Annotated in this window: 14 protein-coding genes; 12 read left to right on the top strand and 2 right to left on the bottom strand. The window is 42.4% G+C overall.

Features of this window, described 5'->3' with window-relative positions; all coding sequences use genetic code 11:
- The 8 genes from E5N72_RS00645 (at position 1) to E5N72_RS00610 (ending at position 10,653) form a co-directional block, all read left to right on the top strand.
- Complete coding sequence (locus tag E5N72_RS00645; protein ID WP_135922803.1) at positions 1-1,590, top strand: alkaline phosphatase; 1,590 nt, start codon at positions 1-3, stop codon at positions 1,588-1,590.
- 11 nt (positions 1,591-1,601) lie between these two features.
- Positions 1,602-3,401 (top strand): alkaline phosphatase, encoded by a 1,800-nt coding sequence (locus E5N72_RS00640; RefSeq protein ID WP_135922802.1) that lies wholly within the window; start codon positions 1,602-1,604, stop codon positions 3,399-3,401.
- Between the two features lie 71 nt (positions 3,402-3,472).
- Positions 3,473-4,189, top strand: coding sequence for a hypothetical protein (locus E5N72_RS00635; RefSeq protein ID WP_135922801.1), 717 nt, complete (start codon positions 3,473-3,475; stop codon positions 4,187-4,189).
- Between the two features lie 185 nt (positions 4,190-4,374).
- Positions 4,375-5,169: a VOC family protein gene (locus tag E5N72_RS00630; protein WP_135922800.1), complete on the top strand. Its 795-nt coding sequence runs from the start codon at positions 4,375-4,377 to the stop codon at positions 5,167-5,169.
- A 117-nt stretch (positions 5,170-5,286) separates the two neighbouring features.
- Positions 5,287-5,952, top strand: coding sequence for an SDR family oxidoreductase (locus E5N72_RS00625; protein WP_135922799.1), 666 nt, complete (start codon positions 5,287-5,289; stop codon positions 5,950-5,952).
- A 138-nt stretch (positions 5,953-6,090) separates the two neighbouring features.
- Positions 6,091-6,471, top strand: a complete 381-nt coding sequence (locus tag E5N72_RS00620; RefSeq protein WP_135922798.1) for a hypothetical protein — start codon at positions 6,091-6,093, stop codon at positions 6,469-6,471.
- Entirely contained in the window at positions 6,468-8,804 is a 2,337-nt protein-coding gene (locus E5N72_RS00615) for a fatty acid cis/trans isomerase (protein WP_135922797.1), read from the top strand. Before E5N72_RS00620 ends, E5N72_RS00615 begins: the two co-directional genes overlap by 4 nt.
- A gap of 97 nt (positions 8,805-8,901) precedes the next feature.
- The gene (locus E5N72_RS00610) at positions 8,902-10,653 is read left to right on the top strand and encodes a response regulator (RefSeq protein ID WP_135922796.1); all 1,752 of its coding nucleotides are present in this window, start codon (positions 8,902-8,904) and stop codon (positions 10,651-10,653) included.
- Between the two features lie 8 nt (positions 10,654-10,661).
- On the opposite strand, the gene E5N72_RS00605 is transcribed toward E5N72_RS00610, so the two are convergent.
- Positions 10,662-11,285: a hypothetical protein gene (locus E5N72_RS00605; RefSeq protein ID WP_135922795.1), complete on the bottom strand. Its 624-nt coding sequence runs from the start codon at positions 11,283-11,285 to the stop codon at positions 10,662-10,664.
- A 129-nt stretch (positions 11,286-11,414) separates the two neighbouring features.
- Between E5N72_RS00605 and E5N72_RS00600 the strand changes: the two genes are divergently transcribed.
- Positions 11,415-12,872 carry an ATP-binding cassette domain-containing protein gene (locus E5N72_RS00600; protein WP_135922794.1) on the top strand — a complete coding sequence of 486 codons (1,458 nt, stop codon included), beginning with the start codon at positions 11,415-11,417 and terminating at the stop codon, positions 12,870-12,872.
- A 25-nt stretch (positions 12,873-12,897) separates the two neighbouring features.
- Here the strand turns inward: E5N72_RS00600 and E5N72_RS00595 are convergent, their stop codons facing one another.
- Positions 12,898-13,776 (bottom strand): TraB/GumN family protein, encoded by an 879-nt coding sequence (locus E5N72_RS00595; protein ID WP_135922793.1) that lies wholly within the window; start codon positions 13,774-13,776, stop codon positions 12,898-12,900.
- Between the two features lie 535 nt (positions 13,777-14,311).
- Between E5N72_RS00595 and ilvG the strand changes: the two genes are divergently transcribed.
- The 3 genes from ilvG to ilvD all read left to right on the top strand — a co-directional run bounded on the left by ilvG (position 14,312) and on the right by ilvD (position 18,175).
- Positions 14,312-15,961 carry an acetolactate synthase 2 catalytic subunit gene (gene ilvG, locus E5N72_RS00590; RefSeq protein ID WP_135922792.1) on the top strand — a complete coding sequence of 550 codons (1,650 nt, stop codon included), beginning with the start codon at positions 14,312-14,314 and terminating at the stop codon, positions 15,959-15,961.
- Positions 15,958-16,203: an acetolactate synthase 2 small subunit gene (ilvM, locus tag E5N72_RS00585; RefSeq protein ID WP_135922791.1), complete on the top strand. Its 246-nt coding sequence runs from the start codon at positions 15,958-15,960 to the stop codon at positions 16,201-16,203. The genes ilvG and ilvM overlap by 4 nt, the downstream gene beginning before the upstream one ends.
- A 115-nt stretch (positions 16,204-16,318) precedes the next feature.
- Entirely contained in the window at positions 16,319-18,175 is a 1,857-nt protein-coding gene (gene ilvD / locus E5N72_RS00580) for a dihydroxy-acid dehydratase (protein WP_135922790.1), read from the top strand.
- Positions 18,176-18,177 lie beyond the last annotated feature (2 nt).

The following is an 18,177-nucleotide window of genomic DNA, read 5'->3' as shown; positions in this document are numbered from 1 at the left end:
ATGAAAATTAATAAAATTGCGACTGCAATTGGTTTAACGTTGGCATTGTCAGCGACGGCCAATGCAGGTGTGTTACCAGACAGTCAAAAACAAAATGATTGGTATAGTGCCGCTGAAGCTACATTAACAAAAAAAGAAGCGGCAGCTCAGGCTGAGCAAACGTTTAAAGCTAAAAATGTCATTCTATTTGTTGGCGATGGTATGGGTATCTCAACGCTAACTGCGTCACGTATCATGGCAGGTCAAATGGAAGGTAAGTCGGGTGAAGAAGGCTTATTAAGCTTTGAAGAGTTCCCTTACTCGGCGCAAATCAAAACCTACAACGTTGATGCGCAAACACCTGACTCTGCAGGCACAATGACAGCGATTATTTCTGGCGTTAAAACTGATGTAGGTGTAATTGGTGTTAACGAAAACATTGAGCGTGGCAAGTGTGCAACAGTTGCAGGTAATGAATTAATCACTGCTACGGAACTTGCAGAAATCAAAGGTCTAGCAACAGGCGTTATTTCAACAGCCCGTATCACCCACGCAACACCAGCTGCAACCTATGCAAAATCAGCTGACCGTAACTGGGAAGACGTATCTGATATGCCTGCTGATGCAGTAGAAGCAGGTTGTGAAGATATTGCCTCACAACTTGTTAATTTCGAGAAGAACCTTGAAGCACGCTTCGTAGGTACTGATGTAGACGGCCTTGAAGTGGTGATGGGCGGTGGTCGTCGTCACTTCTTACCGAAAGATGCGGCATTCAACTCAGCTGATGCTGTCAGTGAAGTCGAAGGTGACCGTACGGATGAGCGTGATCTAACTGCTGAATGGCAAGAAATGTATCCTGATGGCAAGTACGTAATGGACCAAGCTGGCTTCGATACGCTCAATGCTGATACCAAGCGTGTATTTGCATTATTCAATGAATCACACATGCAATACGAAGCAGACCGCGCTAACGATGTAGCGGGGGAGCCGTCATTATCTGCAATGACTGGCAAAGCAATTGATATCTTAAAGAACAACGAAAAAGGCTTTTTCTTAACGGTTGAGTCGGGTCGTATCGACCATGGTCACCATGCGGGCAACGCTTTTAATGCATTAAGCGATACTGTTGAATTTGCTAAAGCGGTGCAAACAGCAGTTGAAAATACTAACCCTGAAGAAACACTTATCCTAGTAACAGCTGACCACAGTCACGTATTCACTATTGCAGGCTATCCAAAACGTGGTAACCCAATTTTAGGTAAAGTAGTAGCCGTTGGCAGTGAAGAACCAAGCCTAGCAGCAGATGGTATGCCATACACCACCGTTGGTTACGCCAATGGTTTAGGCTTTCGCGATTTAGGTGATGAAACCAATGCGGAAGTATCTTACAACGAGGCTCCATTTGCAGGTCGTGTTGATTTAACGGGTGTTGATACGACTACGCCTGGTTATCACCAAGAAGCAACAGTGCCATTAGGTTCAGAGACCCACGCAGGTGAAGATATTTCACTGCATGCAAAAGGTCCCGGTGCGCAACTAGCACAAGGCGTTGTGGAGCAAAACGTAATTTTCCACATCATTAACCAAGCTCTAGAACTAATTGAAGAATAATGGCGACGACGATGAAAAAACTAAATTTAATTTCTCTTGCTGTAGTAGTGGCATTAGCAGGCTGCTCTGATGATGACGATAAAAGCTCAACAAAAACACTGACTGTTGAAAATACTCTAGCGGTTGGTTCTGAGCAGTGTGTAAACGGTGGTACAGAAACCCTAACAGGTGCAGATAGCAACGATAATGGTGAGCTAGACTCAGCAGAAGTAACTGATACAACAGTGTCATGTAATGCACCGGCAACCTCGTTAACTGCATCGCAATTAGCGCCACTGACTGACAATGACTGGTTTAAGTCAGCACAAGTTAAAGTTGCTACTAGCGAAGAAAATATTGCTGCAGTTGTAAAAGAGTCAGGTAAAGCGAAAAACGTGATTCTATTTGTTGGTGACGGCATGGGTATTTCGACCGTAACAGCTGCGCGTATTATGGCAGGTCAGCTAGAAGGTAAGTTGGGTGAAGAGCACCAACTTAGCTTTGAAAAACTACCATTCTCTGGTTTTGCTAAAACTTATAACGTTGACGCACAAACACCAGATTCAGCGGGTACGATGACGGCAATGGCGTCGGGCGTAAAAACGGATGCTGGCGTTATCGGTGTTGATGAAGACATCGAGCGTGGTAACTGTGCAACGGTTGCAGGTAATGAACTAGTCACAGCCACTGAGCTTGCTGAGATTGCCGGTAAGTCGACAGGTATTGTATCTACAGCGCGTATCACTCACGCAACGCCTGCAGCAACGTATGCAAAATCGGCTGACCGTAACTGGGAAGACGTATCTGATATGCCAGAAGCAGCAGTGGCAGCAGGTTGTGAAGATATTGCATCGCAATTAGTTAACTTTGAAGCAAACCTCGAAGCTCGTTACGAAGGCCTAGATGTTGATGGCTTAGAAGTTGTGATGGGCGGCGGTCGTCGTCATTTCTTACCTAAAGATGCAGCTTATAACTCAGCCGATGCAGTGAGCTCGGTAGAAGGTGACCGTACAGATGGTCGCGACCTAACAGCTGAGTGGAAAGCTAAATATCCTGCAGGTCAGTATGTGATGGACCAAGCCGGTTTTGATGCAATCAATGCTGATACGACTGAACGTGTATTTGGTTTATTTAATGAAACTCACATGCAATACGAAGCAGATCGCGCGAACGACGTAGCGGGTGAGCCGTCACTTTCTGAAATGACAGCAAAAGCAATTGATGTATTAGATAACAACGACAAAGGCTTCTTCTTAACTGTTGAAGCAGGACGTATTGACCATGCTCACCACGCAGGTAATGCCTATAATGCATTGAGCGATACTGTTGAGTTATCAAAAGCTGTGCAAGTTGCTCTTGATAAAACCAGCATCGAAGACACGTTAATCATCGTAACAGCTGACCACAGCCACGTATTTACCATTGCGGGCTACCCAAAACGTGGTAACCCAATCTTAGGTAAAGTGGTACCAGTTGGTAGTGATGAGCCATCACTTGCCGCAGATAACATGCCATACACAACCGTTGGGTATACCAATGGTGGCGGTTTCCGCGACTTAGGTGACGAAACAGATGCTGATGTAGGTTATGACTTTGCGCCAGTGACCGGTCGTGTTGATTTAACTGATGTTGACACAACCACACCTGGCTTCCATCAAGAAGCTGTTGTACCGCTTGGTTCTGAAACACATGCAGCAGAAGATGTGGGTGTGTATGCAGTGGGCCCAGGTGCACATTTAGTAACAGGTACTAATGAGCAAAGCCTTATTTTCCACGTGATGGATTATGCAGCCGACCTTGTTAAGCAAGCCGATGCTAAATTAGCACAGTAATGAGTTATTGGGAGGCTTTGAGCCTCCCTGACTTAATTAGTTAATTAAAAATCAAATATAAAGAGAACCCCGTGAAAGTAGCTATCTTAATTGCCTCATTACTAAGCCCATTAGCCGTTGCTGGGCAATGCGATATGAACACAGGTTACACGCAAGCTGACTACAAAGTCACTACAGCTATTGTTGCTAATAAGCAGCAGACTGAAAATACTTTTACACTTTGGCGTACACCACATCAGGTGGCTAAGCAAAATCCACAGTTTATTGAGCTGTGGCAACAGTTACGTAATCAACAAGTTCGCCCAATCCGTTACTTCCAAGACGCACAGCGTGGTATTGAGTATCAACCATCTGAAGTTCAAGGTGAGCAAGATTGGAGTAGCAAATATCAGTTAGTAAGCGATAAATTTTTAGCCTCTATGACGCACCAAAAAAGCACCGGTGAAGGTTGTGAGCTAACAGAGTATTACACCCAGCAGCAAGGCCAAAGCAAAGTAGAGCTAAGCTGGCTTGCCAATCAAAAATTACTAAAATCACTTCGAATTTCAACACCCAGCTATAGCCGAGAGATTGTGTTAACAGCCAGCAATCATAATCAACAAGATGTGCAGGCAGAGTTTGCGAAATGGGATAACTATCAAACGACCGATTACGCAGATATCGGTGATAATGAAAGCGATCCATTTTTAGCTAAAATGATAAACCAAGGTTTTGTTGAACATGGTGCGAGCGGTTTTTATGATGCGCAAGGTAATCAGCTCAAAGGTGAGCATGGCCATCATCACTAATTAATTATTGCAATGCCGCTTTTTTAGCGGCATTTTTGTCTCTGTAGCTTCGCGTTGCTAGCGCTGTTCATTGTCTGTTTTAGCTAAGGCAAAATTACGTACTTCAACGAAATACCACAACTATTGTTTGGTTTGATTGGTAAATTTTGCGATTGTTGCTTAAGTTTAACCAAGGAGGAACAGCCATGACAAAAATAAATACAAAACACCCAGCAGGTACTTTCTGTTGGGCCGAGTTATGCGCGAAAGACTGGCAAGCTGCAAAGCAATTTTATACGCAACTTTTTGACTGGGGTTTTGACGATCAGCCAATAGGCGAAGATATGTATTACACCATGCTGCAAAAGCAAGGTGATGATATTGCCGCTATGTATCAACTGCCAGCAAGTATGAGCGAGATGCCAACCCATTGGTTATTATATATTGCTGTTGATGATGTTGATCAAAGCACAGAGCTTGCAAAATCATTAGGTGCAACGGTTTTGGCAGGGCCACATGATGTAATGACAGCGGGTCGCATGGTGATGCTGCAAGAACCGGGCGGTGCAACATTTGCCTTATGGCAAGCGGGTGAGCATATCGGGGCTAAACGAGTACAAGAGCTAAACTTGCCTTACTGGTTTGAGCTTGTGTCGAAAGACATGCAAAAAAGTCGCGACTATTATTGTCAGTTGTTCGGATGGCAGTTTGAGGTGAAACCCATGGAGGGCATGGACTACACCTTATTTACCATCGATGAGCAACCGATTGCAGGCATGCTTGAAATGACCAACGAATGGCCCGATGACATTCCATCTCATTGGATGCCGTATTTTGCGGTAGCAGATTGCGATCAGGCAGTTGCCAAAGCAACGCAGCTTAATGGGGCTATTTGTGTGCCAGCAACAGACATCCCAGATGTTGGACGCTTTAGTGTTATTACCGATCCCCAAGGGGCCGTATTTTCCATTCTTAAGTCAACCATTGATGAATTAACTTAAGCCCTTGGTTTTTGCCAATCTGTCCCAAGGTATATATATACCCAAACCACCTGAAGATGCAGAAACTCGCACCTTGAGGTGACTTGGGTATAAAAAAGCCAACTAAGGAGCAGATTGATGACTAAGCATGTGGTGGTTACAGGGGCCAATAAAGGTATTGGCCTTAATTTTTGTAAACAGTATTTAGCTCAAGGTTACCGTGTTAGTGCAGTAGTTCGCACTCCAAGCGAAGAGTTACAAGCACTCGATGTAAAAATTATTAGCGACATTGATGTATCTAACGCCGATGATGTTGCAACACTTGCCAACTACTTACACGGCGACAAAATTGATATTTTGGTTAATAACGCCGGTATTTTTCATAACGAAACATTAGCTGACATGGACTTTGCTACCATCGAAAAGCAAATCAGCGTTAACAGTATCGCACCAATTCGCATTACTCATGCATTACTGCAAAGCTTAGGTATTGATGCCAAAGTGGCGATGATCACATCTCGTATGGGCTCAATTGCAGATAATAGCTCGGGCGGTTACATTGGCTATCGGATGTCAAAAGCAGCACTTAATGCCGCCAGTGTTAGTTTGGCCCATGAGCTAAAAGAGAAAGAAATTGCAGTAGGGTTATTTCATCCAGGCTTTGTACAAACGCAAATGGTTAATTTTGCCGGCGACATAAGCCCCGAAACTGCGGCAGAGCGGCTCATTAAGCGTATTGATGAATTAAACCTAAGCAACACTGGTGGGTTTTGGCATTCAAATGGCGAAACGCTACCTTGGTAGTTGTTTTTTCTGCTTTTTTTATCTTCAGCTAGTTAGTAGTGATTAAGCTGCTAACGGCTGATAACTTTCGCTAATTATTGAACTTATAGTTTGCTATACTCGTACAATTGAAAGTCATTTTGATGTAGAGAAAAGCACATGGAATTAGAGCAAAATAGCGATTTAACCCTTCCACTTTTTTATTTCGATGAAAATCTTCACAGCCGCGATATCGAATCTCCAGATTTATTATTACATGTAACACTTAGCGAAGAGTTACTCGCACAGCTTTGCCAAAACCCAGCTGTTGATAGCAGTGTCGCAATTGCCATTAATGAATATCGTCTTGAAGCGTTAAATGATGATTATCAAGTATTAATTGATGGTGAGCACAGCGCGCAACTGAGTTTAGTTCGTGGGCCACTATTAAGCGCTATGCTTAGCTGCGACAACGACCAAACCTTTGTGTCGCCGCAAGTAGATATGATGCCAACCTTCGATTTAGGTGATGACATTGAAGATATCGAGGAGGAAGGATGAGAAAGCTCCTCACTACCGTATTTGGCCTCATTCTGTTAAGTGGCTGTGCTTATTTAGGTGCAGCACACTATGATAAATTGTTTGGTGAAGAGCAACCAAGAGAGCGTGTTGTTGCTGCATCAACCTTAGAAGGGGCTGAGTTTTTAAATGATGTAAAGCCTGTTCTTGATACTCGTTGTGTGGTGTGTCATGGCTGTTATGACGCACCATGTCAGCTCAAGCTATCTTCTGTAGAAGGTATCGACCGTGGTTTAAGTAAAGAGCGTGTTTATGACGGCACACGATTATTAGCGCAAGAGCCAAGTCGCTTACTATTTGATGCGACAACGGCCGCTCAGTGGCGGGAGAAAGGTTTCACTCCAGTACTCAATGAAAGAATCCAAACAGCAGAGGCAAACCTTACCGGAAGCGTGCTTTACAATGCCTTAGTGCTTAAGCAAAGTAGCCCATTGCCTAAGCAAGCTATTTTAGGCGATGAGTTTGATTTTTCACTCGATCGTGAGCAAACATGTACCACAATGAGTGAGTTTGACTCATTTGCTAAGGATAACCCGCACAGCGGTATGCCTTATGGGTTGCCTGGTATTTCAACTGAAGAGTTTCAGCATCTGGCTAAGTGGCTTAGAAAAGGCGGCTATCTTGCTCATATAGATCCTCCTGAAAAGGACGTACTAAAACAAGTTGAACGCTGGGAAGCATTCTTAAATCAAGATGGTTTAAAGCATCAGCTTGCCGCTCGCTATATTTATGAACACTGGTACTTAGCGCATATTTATTTCCCTGAGCATGGCGATAAACATAGCTACTTTAAGTTGGTGCGCTCTTCGACGCCGCCGGGTGAAGAGATCAAACACATTAGCACCCGTCGCCCATATGAAGACCCTAAAGTTGAGCGAGTTTATTATCGTTTAATGCATGACCGTTCGACTATTTTAGCGAAAACACATTTACCTTTAGCATTAAATGACGAAAAGCTTGCACGCTTACATTCACAATTTATTGAAGCTGATTATCAAGTAAATAAACTGCCAAGTTATAAGCCTGAAGTGGCATCAAACCCGTTTAAAGCCTTTGCTGCAATTCCAGTAAACTCGCGTTATCAATTTATGCTTGATGAAGCTGAGCTTATTATTATGGGCTTTATTAAAGGGCCTGTTTGTCGTGGTCAAATTGCGTTAAACGTGATTAACGATCAGTTCTGGGTAGGTTTTGCGAAGCCTGAAATGGCGGCGACACCGAAAGTCGGTGAAATGTTGTTACAACATGAAGATGCGCTAGCCTTGCCTGCAGAAGAAGAAAGTAATGCTTTGCCGATTTCTAGCTGGGTGAAGTATTCAAAACGCCAAAACAAATACTTGTCTGCCAAAGTTGCACTGGCAAATAAGATGTTTGCCAACGGTCAGCACCTCACAACCGATTTACTTTGGCAAGGTGATGGTCATAACCAAAATGCAGCGCTGACGGTATTTCGTCATTTCGATAGCGCAACGGTTGTTAAAGGCTGGATAGGTCAAGAGCCAAAGACCACTTGGATACTCGACTACGCGTTATTTGAACGTATTCATTACTTGCTGGTGGCGGGTTTTGATGTGTATGGCAACATTGGTCATCAGTTATTAACTCGTTTGTATATGGACTTTTTACGCTTAGAAGGTGAAGCAAACTACCTTGCATTATTACCAGAAGCTAAACGTAAAGAAATTAAAGCACAGTGGTATCGTAAATCGCCACCTAGCCTAACGAGTTTCTTTGAAGATGAGTTGTCGTTTAGTCAGCCTACAGGCATAGAATATAAAACCGCAGATCAACAGTCTGAACTTTATAATATGCTCAAAGAGAAACTCAAACCAATTTTGAGTCCTCGCTATGATTATACGAAAGTGCCTGAACCACTGGCGAAAATTAACGATCTTCCTGTTAAAGCAGTTAACTTGCTGCCACAAATTTCGTTTGTGTTGGTCAAAGACAGCGATGATAAACATAAAGCCTACACCTTGATCCACCATAATGCTCATTACAATATCTCGAGCTTATTGAATGAAGAAGGTCAGCGTGCTTATGATGAAGATACCGTAACAATTGTGCCTGGATTTATAGGTGATTACCCAGAAGCAATTTGGTATTTACACAATGAACAACAGGTTGCAGCTTTTGCATCTGGGCTTGCAAAATTAACAGATGAAGCAGCCTACAGAGAGCTAAAAAGTGAGTTTGCTATTCGTCGCACGCATCCACAGTTTTGGCAATACAGCGATATTTTACACCGTGTAGCGAAAGAGTATCGCGGCGTCGAATTTGGTTTGTTTGATTATAACCGACTTGAAAATAGGTAAATTAATTTACCTATTTAGCTGATATTTAAAGCCCACCTCGAGTGGGCTTTATTGCATTATATGATCTACAATTACTCTAAAAATAAACGAGTAAAACATGTTTAAGTTAGTCACAGATATACGCAGAAGATATCGCTTCGGATTGTTAGCGATAGCAATTTTGATATCAACTTCAGCGGCGTTGATCCAAACCCTTTTGTATGTGCAAAAGGGAGATGCGAAAGTGATTAACATTGCAGGTAAACAGCGCATGCTTTCGCAAAAGATAGCTCTTTACGGTAATGCGTTAATTTATCATGAAGCTGATAGCTTTCAGCAACAACATCGTCGATTGCTAGAGCAGGCGGTCGATCAGTTTATTGCAGGTCACCAGTTTTTAATTCAGCAAGATAGTGAAGGTGATTATATTTATCTAAACGAATCATTACAGGCTCACTACTTCTTACCGCCCACAGCTCTTGATGCCCACGTTAAACGCTACATCAGTAAAGCCCAGTTACTTCTCAATAGCCGCGAAAATTATTTAGAAATAGACAGCTCACTATTTGCCAGTAATCAGCTTGAAGCCTTACTTACAAAATTAGATCAAGCCGTAAAGCTCTTGGAGCAAAAGTCAGTGCATAAGGTCACACTACTTGCCGTTCTCGAAATGATGTTTTGGGTTATTGCAATGGTATTACTACTCATTGAGTTACTATTTGTTTTTAAACCAATGGAGAATCTAATCACAAAAGCACTTACAAGTTATAAAGAACAAAAAGATTATGCAGAACAGGTAAATAAAACGAGAGAGCGTTTTATTGCTCGCACTAGTCATGAATTTAGAACACCTTTACAAGGATTAACAGCATCCATAGAGTCTCTTGATATTAAAGAAGAGCAAAAGCTGGCTCAGCAACAAGCACTATATTGTGCTAACCGCTTGGTGGTGATGTTAGATGAGTTGCTTGATTTACAAGAAATGACCACAGGCCAGTGGCAACCTAAACTTGACCAAGGCAACTTGTTAGAAACATTAAAACAAGCGATTGCACCCTATGAATACGCTTGTCACGAGAAAAAGATTACTCTTAGCGTCAGTTTATCTGATTCGCTTAACAGCGATTTCATCACTGATCATCCGCGGTTACAACAAGTCGTTGCTGAATTGATAAATAACGCGGTTAAATTTACGCCGGTGCAAGGGCGAATAGCAATTACAGCGACTAATCAAGGTAAGCAACGCCTGCTATTAGAAGTGCAAGATAATGGTAAGGGGTTTGACGAATTACCCTCAGATATACAAGATAATGAAAATAGAACTGAGCAACATTTTCAAGGCTTAAAAACAGGGCTACTGCGAGTAAAGCACATTGTTAAAGCATTAAATGGCGACATTCAATTTTTTAATGCGCAGCCACAAGGCGCCAAAGTGGTTATAAATCTTAACTTCGTAAGTTCACCGGGCATAGAACAGTCTGCAAAGTTGCCAGGTGCTTTGAACTGCTTAATTGTTGAGGATAATCCTCTTAATGCCACGATACTAGGTCGCATACTTAAGCATTTTAACTACAGTTTTGACGTTGCTGAAAATGGTTTAATCGCCACAGATATGGCCTTGCATACTCAGTATGATGTAATTTTTATGGACCTAAATATGCCCGTAATGGATGGTTTTAAAGCGATAGATATCATTCGTAATGAGCAAGGGCAGCAAACCCCAATCTTGGTTGTGACAGCGAACACCTCTAATGATGATTTACAACGAGTATATGAACTAGGGGCTAATTTACACGTATATAAACCGATTTCTGCTGACTCGGTCGAAAAAGCCCTCAGTATTTTATTTACCGAGAGCTCACAGGGATAAACCAGTATTTAGTTATTTACTTTGATGTCGCCGACACCCACTTCAACGTCAATAGCATATTGACCATTACCACGGTAGCTTGAGTGAGAGCTAACAACTTTACGACTAGTGTTTGCATCATTTTTTAAGCCACGAATTTTGGTATCGCCAACGCCCGTATCGAGTTCAATACGTTTATAGTCGTAAAGCGCACTATCAATTCGAACGGCACCTACGCCTAGCTCAATATCTACCGAGTTGCTAGCGTCGTTAATTTCAATATCACCAACACCCAGCTCAACATCAATGGCCATAGACTTCGGCATTTTTACATACCAGCTTTGTTGAATGTCATCGTTATCTAGTTTTAAGTTCAACGACCCTGCGCTTTGCGAATGGCTTAATTCGATATCAGATAAATCAACCTCAGATCCAAACCAACCTTTATCATTTTTAGGCTCAATACGGACAGTAACGACCACTTCGCTGCCGTCATAGTTTTCTACTTCTAAGCTGCCTACTGGAAAATCAATTTCAAGTTGGCTTGCACCACTCACTGCGAAGTTATGATTTAGTTCACGTGAATCTTTCGCCATTGCGTATGTTGTTGTTAGTGCTAAGCCAATAGCGGCTACATAAAGTAATTTTTTCATTGTCTGTTTCCTGTTGATAACCTTTTATACCTTAGTCGCAGCTATGTTCAAAAAAGGTTTAAACGATTTTTATTTTTTTGTTGAATGTTGTAACGTCAGGCTAGTAATAAGCCGGAATGAGGATTCATAGTGCAATATGTTCAGTTGGTTAATGTTAATGCCAGCCTTAAGGGGCAGGGTAATGAAGAGTATCGTTTACGTGATTTAAGTTTAACTGTATCAGCAGCGCAGCAATGGGTATTACTGGGTGAAAATGGTGCAGGAAAATCAGCTGTAGCAGCTGTAATTGCAGGTTGCTCGCGTATTGAACAAGGCCAGTTTACCAATAACTTTGCACGAATTGCTGTGGTGTCACCTGATAGACAAAAGCAATTATTGGCCGATGAGCTAAATAAAGATCAGGATGATATTATTGATGGTCTTACGCCGCTAAGCACAGTTAAAGACATTATTTTGGCCGCCAGAAGCGACCATGACATTGACAGTGAGTTACTTGAGCTACTCATAAAAACATTTGATTTTGATAGTAAAATGAATAATGCATTTCGTGACCTATCAACCGGTGAAACGCGAAAGCTGATGCTGATCCAAGCGCTAATTGGACGCCCTGAGTTACTTATTTTGGATGAACCGTTTGATGGTTTAGATGTAACAGCACTGCAAACTCTTAATCAGTTATTAGCTGAATTAAGCAAACACACGACGATGATTTTTGTTCTTAACAGGTTGAGTGAAATCCCTGACTTTGTTGATCATTATGCGTTTATAAAACATGCTCAGATCACTCACCAATTAGCGCAGCCAACGAAAGAGCAACGCCAAGATCTTTTTAAATTGCTACATTTAGCGCAAACCGAATTAAACGTGCCCGAGGCAGATAACGACCATCAAGCGCCAGCCTTAACTGATCCCATATTAGTAAAACTTAAAGATGCCTCTGTAAGTTTTGGCGGAACCGTTATTTTTGAAAAGCTAAACTGGCAAATTAATCAAGGTGAACATTGGCAGTTAACGGGTAAAAACGGCTCGGGTAAAACTTGCTTACTTAATCTAATTACAGGCGATAACCCGCAGTGTTATAACAACGATATTAAGGTGTTTGGCTATCAGCGCGGTAGTGGCGAGAGTATCTGGCAAATTAAACAGCATATTGGTTATATTTCAAATGCCTTGCATATGGATTATCGCGTTAATATAACAGCGCTCAATACCATTGTATCGGGTTTTTATGACAGCATTGGTCTTTATCAAAAAGCCACTGAAACACAGCTATCAATCGCTAAAAAATGGTTAGCCTTACTAGGGTTAAACGACAAACAAAATAGCTCATTTAGCCAGCTTTCTTTTGGCGACCAACGCTTATTATTGATAGCGCGAGCTATGGTAAAACATCCTAGTTTATTGATTTTAGATGAACCATGCCTAGGTCTTGATGAAGCGAATAGGCAACGCGTGTTGTTACTAATAGAAAAAATCTGCGCCGCGGGTACCAGTACTGTGGTTTACGTTAACCATCATGCCAGTGATAAAATTGCAGGCATCGACAACTATTTAGAGATGGCTGATTTCACAAAAAAAGCGCCATAAGGCGCTTTTTCTGATGTTTATATATTTAGATACGGGTAATGGTGAAACCTTTATCTGTTAATTGTTTTAATAAACCATGTTGCTCAGGTAAGTGTAAAGCACCTACAGCTATGAACAGTTTTTCTTTACCAATGCGAGTCGATAGTTGCTCAACCCAGTCATTATTGCGATCAATCAGCATAACCTGCTCACTTAATTCACCGTATTGTGAGTCGTCAAAACTTTCATTATAAAAAGAGGTTAACGTTTTCATATCGCCTGACTTCCACGCCTTAATCAGACCTAAAAAGTAGGTATCGACATCAGCGAGTTGCTCAAAGGTTTCCTCAATCATTTTGTCGTTCATGATCGCTAGGTGTTCAAACATTTCCATTTGTCGTTCTAGAGTTTCTAACTCACCTACGGCAATGTTATTTTCTTTAGCGTAAGCAAGAACCTGTTTGTCTATCCCATATTGATCTGAAAATCCAACGCGTTGAAATTCCATTTGCATCATCGTAATCATAACCGCCCAAGGCGCTAAGTTCTTAAACATTGCGATATCAATTGATTTGTCAGCAAAGTACTTTTGCAGTTTCGCATAGTTAGCTGGCGATAATTCTGACTGTAAGGTTTTACCATCTTTTAGCATCATAAATGGCAATGAGCGACGTTGCATCTCCATAGGAGATATTGAGCTAATATCCACTTCAACAATCACTTTATCACTATTATCAAGGGCCTGAGTTACTTTGTTTGGCAAGACTTTCATGCTGGTATCACCCACATGAACAGTGCCAAATAAATAAGAGGCAACGCCGTTTTTTTCTACCTTCCATAAGCCAGGTTCTGCAAAAACATGCTGACTAAAGCCAAGCACTAAAACAAGACAAAACAAAACCTTGATATGCTGAATGAGTTTCATAACTTTCCTTTTAAGCTGTCGTTATTTTCAATACTAAACTAATTTTTTGTTGGTCGTTAAATTAAATCGCTCTCAAATAGAAATTCAGCAATATCCTAGATAAAAATTAATCAATCATTTAATGGCTTATTACTAGGTATGAAATTTCAAAAAACGAACGATATAGAAAAATAAATCCGTAATAATTGTTTTTGTGCATATATTTTTCTTTAAATTCGCGTTTGCCTTGTTTTTTTGAATTGATTTTTATGTTGACTTAACGGGCTTGTCGCGGTACTAATAGAAAAAGGCAGCGGGATGGCTAGATTTCCGCTACAAATGAACAGAATTTGGTTACAGATAATGCTTACTAACAAACTCACTCTTATTCTAATTAACGTCGTGGTGATTATTATTACCGCGGGGGCTAGTTAGTGCTTGGAGAAAAGTAAAGCATTTAAAAAGCCCCCCGCACTTAATAGTCCGGGGGGCTTTTTCGTTTAAAGGGTTTGAATCGCAGCAAATACACAATGTCACTGAGGAATGAGGATTTACGATGACAGGCGCAGAGTTAACAATCGATTTATTAGCCAAACATGGCGTTAAGGATGTTTTTGGATACCCAGGTGGTGCCATCATGCCTATTTACGACGCTTTGTACGGTGCGCCAGTCAAGCATTACCTGACACGCCATGAGCAAGGTGCTGGTTTTGCGGCCGTAGGCTTTGCACGTAGCACGGGTAAGTTAGGTGTGTGTTTTGCAACATCGGGCCCAGGTGCAACTAACTTAATCACTGCACTTGCCGATGCCATGATGGATTCAGTGCCATTACTTGCTATAACAGGGCAAGTGCCAACCGCTGCGATAGGCTCAGATGCTTTTCAAGAAGTGGATGTGTTGGGTATGTCATTATCATGCACAAAGCACAGCTACATGGTTGAACGTGCAGAAGACCTTGCCGAAATCCTGCAAGAAGCCATCCACCTAGCACAAAGCGGTCGCCCTGGCCCTGTGTTAGTTGATATCCCCAAAGACATTCAAATGGCGCAAGTGCCATTCCACCCTTGGCTAGCTGCAGAAGATTATTTACCTAAACTAGATCCGAACCAAGTTGCTATAGCAAATCAAATCTTAAGCGAAGCACAGCGCCCAGTAGCCTACGTGGGCGGTGGCGTACAAGCCGCTGATGCGCAAAACGAGCTTATGCAGTTTTTAGAAAAAACACATATGCCTGCGGTTTCAACCTTAAAAGCGTTAGGTAGTGTGTTACCTGATTACGATTATGACTTAGGTATGCTAGGTATGCATGGCGGTAAAGCGGCTAACTTAGCGGTGCAAGAATGTGATGTATTAGTTTGTATCGGCGCCCGTTTTGACGACCGAGTAACTGGCAACTTGAGTAAGTTTGCGGCAAAAGCAAAGGTGATCCACTTAGATATCGATGCTGCTGAAGTAGGTAAACGCAAGCCTGTAAAAGCGTCGTTAGTGGCAGATTTAAAAACCTCATTACCGCAACTTGATTGTTTTGTGACACCTGACGAGTGGTTGACTCATATCGAAAGTATGATGAAAGAGCATGCTTGGCGTTACGACTACCCGGGCGAAAAAGTATTTGCTCCTTATTTGTTAAACCAACTAAGTCAAAAAATGCCATCAACCGGCGTAGTGTGTTGTGATGTTGGCCAGCACCAAATGTGGGTTGCGCAGCATATGAAATTTAGCCACCCAAGCAATCATTTAAGTAGTGGTGGTGCAGGTACTATGGGCTTTGGTTTACCGGCAGCGATCGGTGCCCAAGTTGCTCGCCCAAATGATTTTGTGATCACCGTGTCAGGTGATGGCTCAATCATGATGAACATTCAAGAGCTGGCAACGATTCGTCGTAACAACTTACCAGTTAAAATTTTAATCTTAGATAACCAGCGTTTAGGCATGGTACGTCAATGGCAACAGCTATTTTTTGAGGGTCGTTATTCTGAAACCAATCTTTCGGATAATCCTGATTTTGTAGCACTTGCGGCAGTATTTGGTATTCCAGGTCAAACCATCACTAAAGCAGAAGAGGTCGATGCTGCGGTTGATGCGTTAGTGAAAAGTGAAGGTCCTTACATTTTACATGCTTGTATTGATGATAAAGAAAATGTATGGCCGCTCGTACCACCAGGTGCAGCCAATGATGAAATGATGACGGAGACAGTAAAATGAAACACACCCTAACGATTACATTAAAAAATCAAAGTGTCGCAGTTGAGCGCTTTTTACGCGTTGTTCGTCATCGCGGTTTTGATTTAACAACAATGAACCTAGAAATGGCTGATGGAACTTTTCATGTCACCATGACAGTCGACAGCGATAAGCCAATTTATTTACTAACATCACAGTTAAATAAATTGGTTGATGTAAGACAGGTCAGCATTGAAAACCAGTTTCACCAACAGGCAATGTAACAACGAATAAACTAATTCAACAGGTCGCTTAAGCGCTAAAACGACGGTTAAGCGAATAAATAAATTTTTGGAATGAGGAAGTCAGTGGCATGCCACTGCAACAACTGAGGTAATTATGGCTAAATTAAGAAGTGCAACAACAACAGAAGGTCGCAAACGTGCAGGTGCGCGCGCACTATGGCGTGCAACGGGGATGACAGATAAAGACTTTGGTAAGCCGATTATCGCAGTTGTTAACTCATACACTCAGTTCGTTCCTGGTCACGTTCACCTTAATCAGTTAAGTGAACTAATGGCCGAAACCATCACCGAAGCAGGTGGTGTACCAAAAGAGTTTAATACCATTGCAATCGATGATGGCATCGCAATGGGTCACGGCGGTATGCTTTATTCACTGCCATCGCGTGATTTAATTGCTGACTCAGTTGAATACATGGTTAATGCACACTGTGCCGATGCTATGATCTGTATTTCTAACTGCGACAAAATCACCCCAGGAATGATGCTGGCAGCGCTTCGTTTAAATATTCCGGTTATTTTCGTATCAGGTGGGCCAATGGAAGCGGGTAAAACACGCCTTGCTGATATCGATATCAAGCTCGACTTGGTTGATGCCATGGTTAAAGGGGCTGATACCTCTGTGAGCGATGAAGATTCAGAAAAAGTAGAGCGCTCAGCGTGCCCTACTTGTGGCTCGTGTTCAGGTATGTTTACTGCCAACTCAATGAACTGTTTATTAGAAGCGATTGGTCTGGCACTACCGGGTAACGGAACCACACTTGCAACGCACAAAGACCGTAAGCAGCTGTATGTTGAAGCGGGCGCACGCATTGTTGATTTATGCCGTGAATATTATCAAAAAGATAATGCAGCGGTATTACCACGTGCTATTGCAAATCGCACCGCTTTTATGAATGCGATGGTGGTTGATATTGCCATGGGTGGTTCATCAAATACGGTGCTTCACTTATTAGCTGCGGCGCAAGAAGCAGGTGTAGACTTTGATATGTCGCACATCGATGAGCTGTCTCGCAAAACACCATTCCTATGTAAAGTGGCACCCGCGACAAACAAATACCACATTGAAGATGTTCACCGTGCTGGTGGCATGATGGCCATCATCCGAGAGCTAGGCAAAGCTGGATTAGTTGATTTATCAGTTGATCACGTAGCAGGTCATACTATGGCTGAGATGGTTGCTAAATGGGACGCGACCGATCCAAGTAACGAAGTGGCGCAAAAATTCTATAAAGCGGGCCCTGCTGGTATTCGAACTACAAAAGCAATGAGCCAAGAATGCCGCTGGCCAGAACTTGATAATGACCGAGAAAACGGTTGTATCCGCAGTGTTGAAAATGCCTTTCGTCAAGATGGTGGCTTAGCTGTGTTATCGGGCAACCTTGCCCTTGATGGCTGTATTGTTAAAAGTGCCGGTGTTGTTGAAGAGATGCTACATTTTGAAGGCCCTGCCGTTGTTTATGAATCACAAGATGATTCGGTAGAAGGAATTTTAAATGGCGAAGTAAAAGCGGGTGATGTGGTTGTTATTCGCTACGAGGGGCCAAAAGGTGGTCCGGGCATGCAAGAAATGCTGTACCCAACAAGTTACTTAAAATCGGTTGGTTTAGGCGAAAAATGTGCGCTTATCACAGATGGTCGTTTCTCAGGTGGAACGTCGGGTTTATCAATTGGTCACGTTTCACCAGAAGCAGCAAGCGGCGGTGCAATAGCCTATGTTGAAAATGGCGATAAAATAATCATTGATATCGCAACCCGTGAAATCACTTTGGCGTTGTCTGATGAAGAGCTTGAAGCGCGTAAGCAAAAACAATTAGCGCGTGGTAAAGATGCATATAAACCATTAAATCGTGAACGCTATGTATCGCCTGCACTTAAAGCCTATGCGTTACTTGCAACCAGCGCAGATAAAGGAGCTGTGCGCGATTTAGCTAAACTTGAGGAGCTAAGTTAATT

This window comes from Pseudoalteromonas sp. MEBiC 03607 (assembly GCF_004792295.1).
Lineage (GTDB): Bacteria > Pseudomonadota > Gammaproteobacteria > Enterobacterales > Alteromonadaceae > Pseudoalteromonas > Pseudoalteromonas lipolytica_C.
Note: the sequence above shows the minus strand (reverse complement) of the source record. Positions and strands in the feature narration are given on the sequence as shown.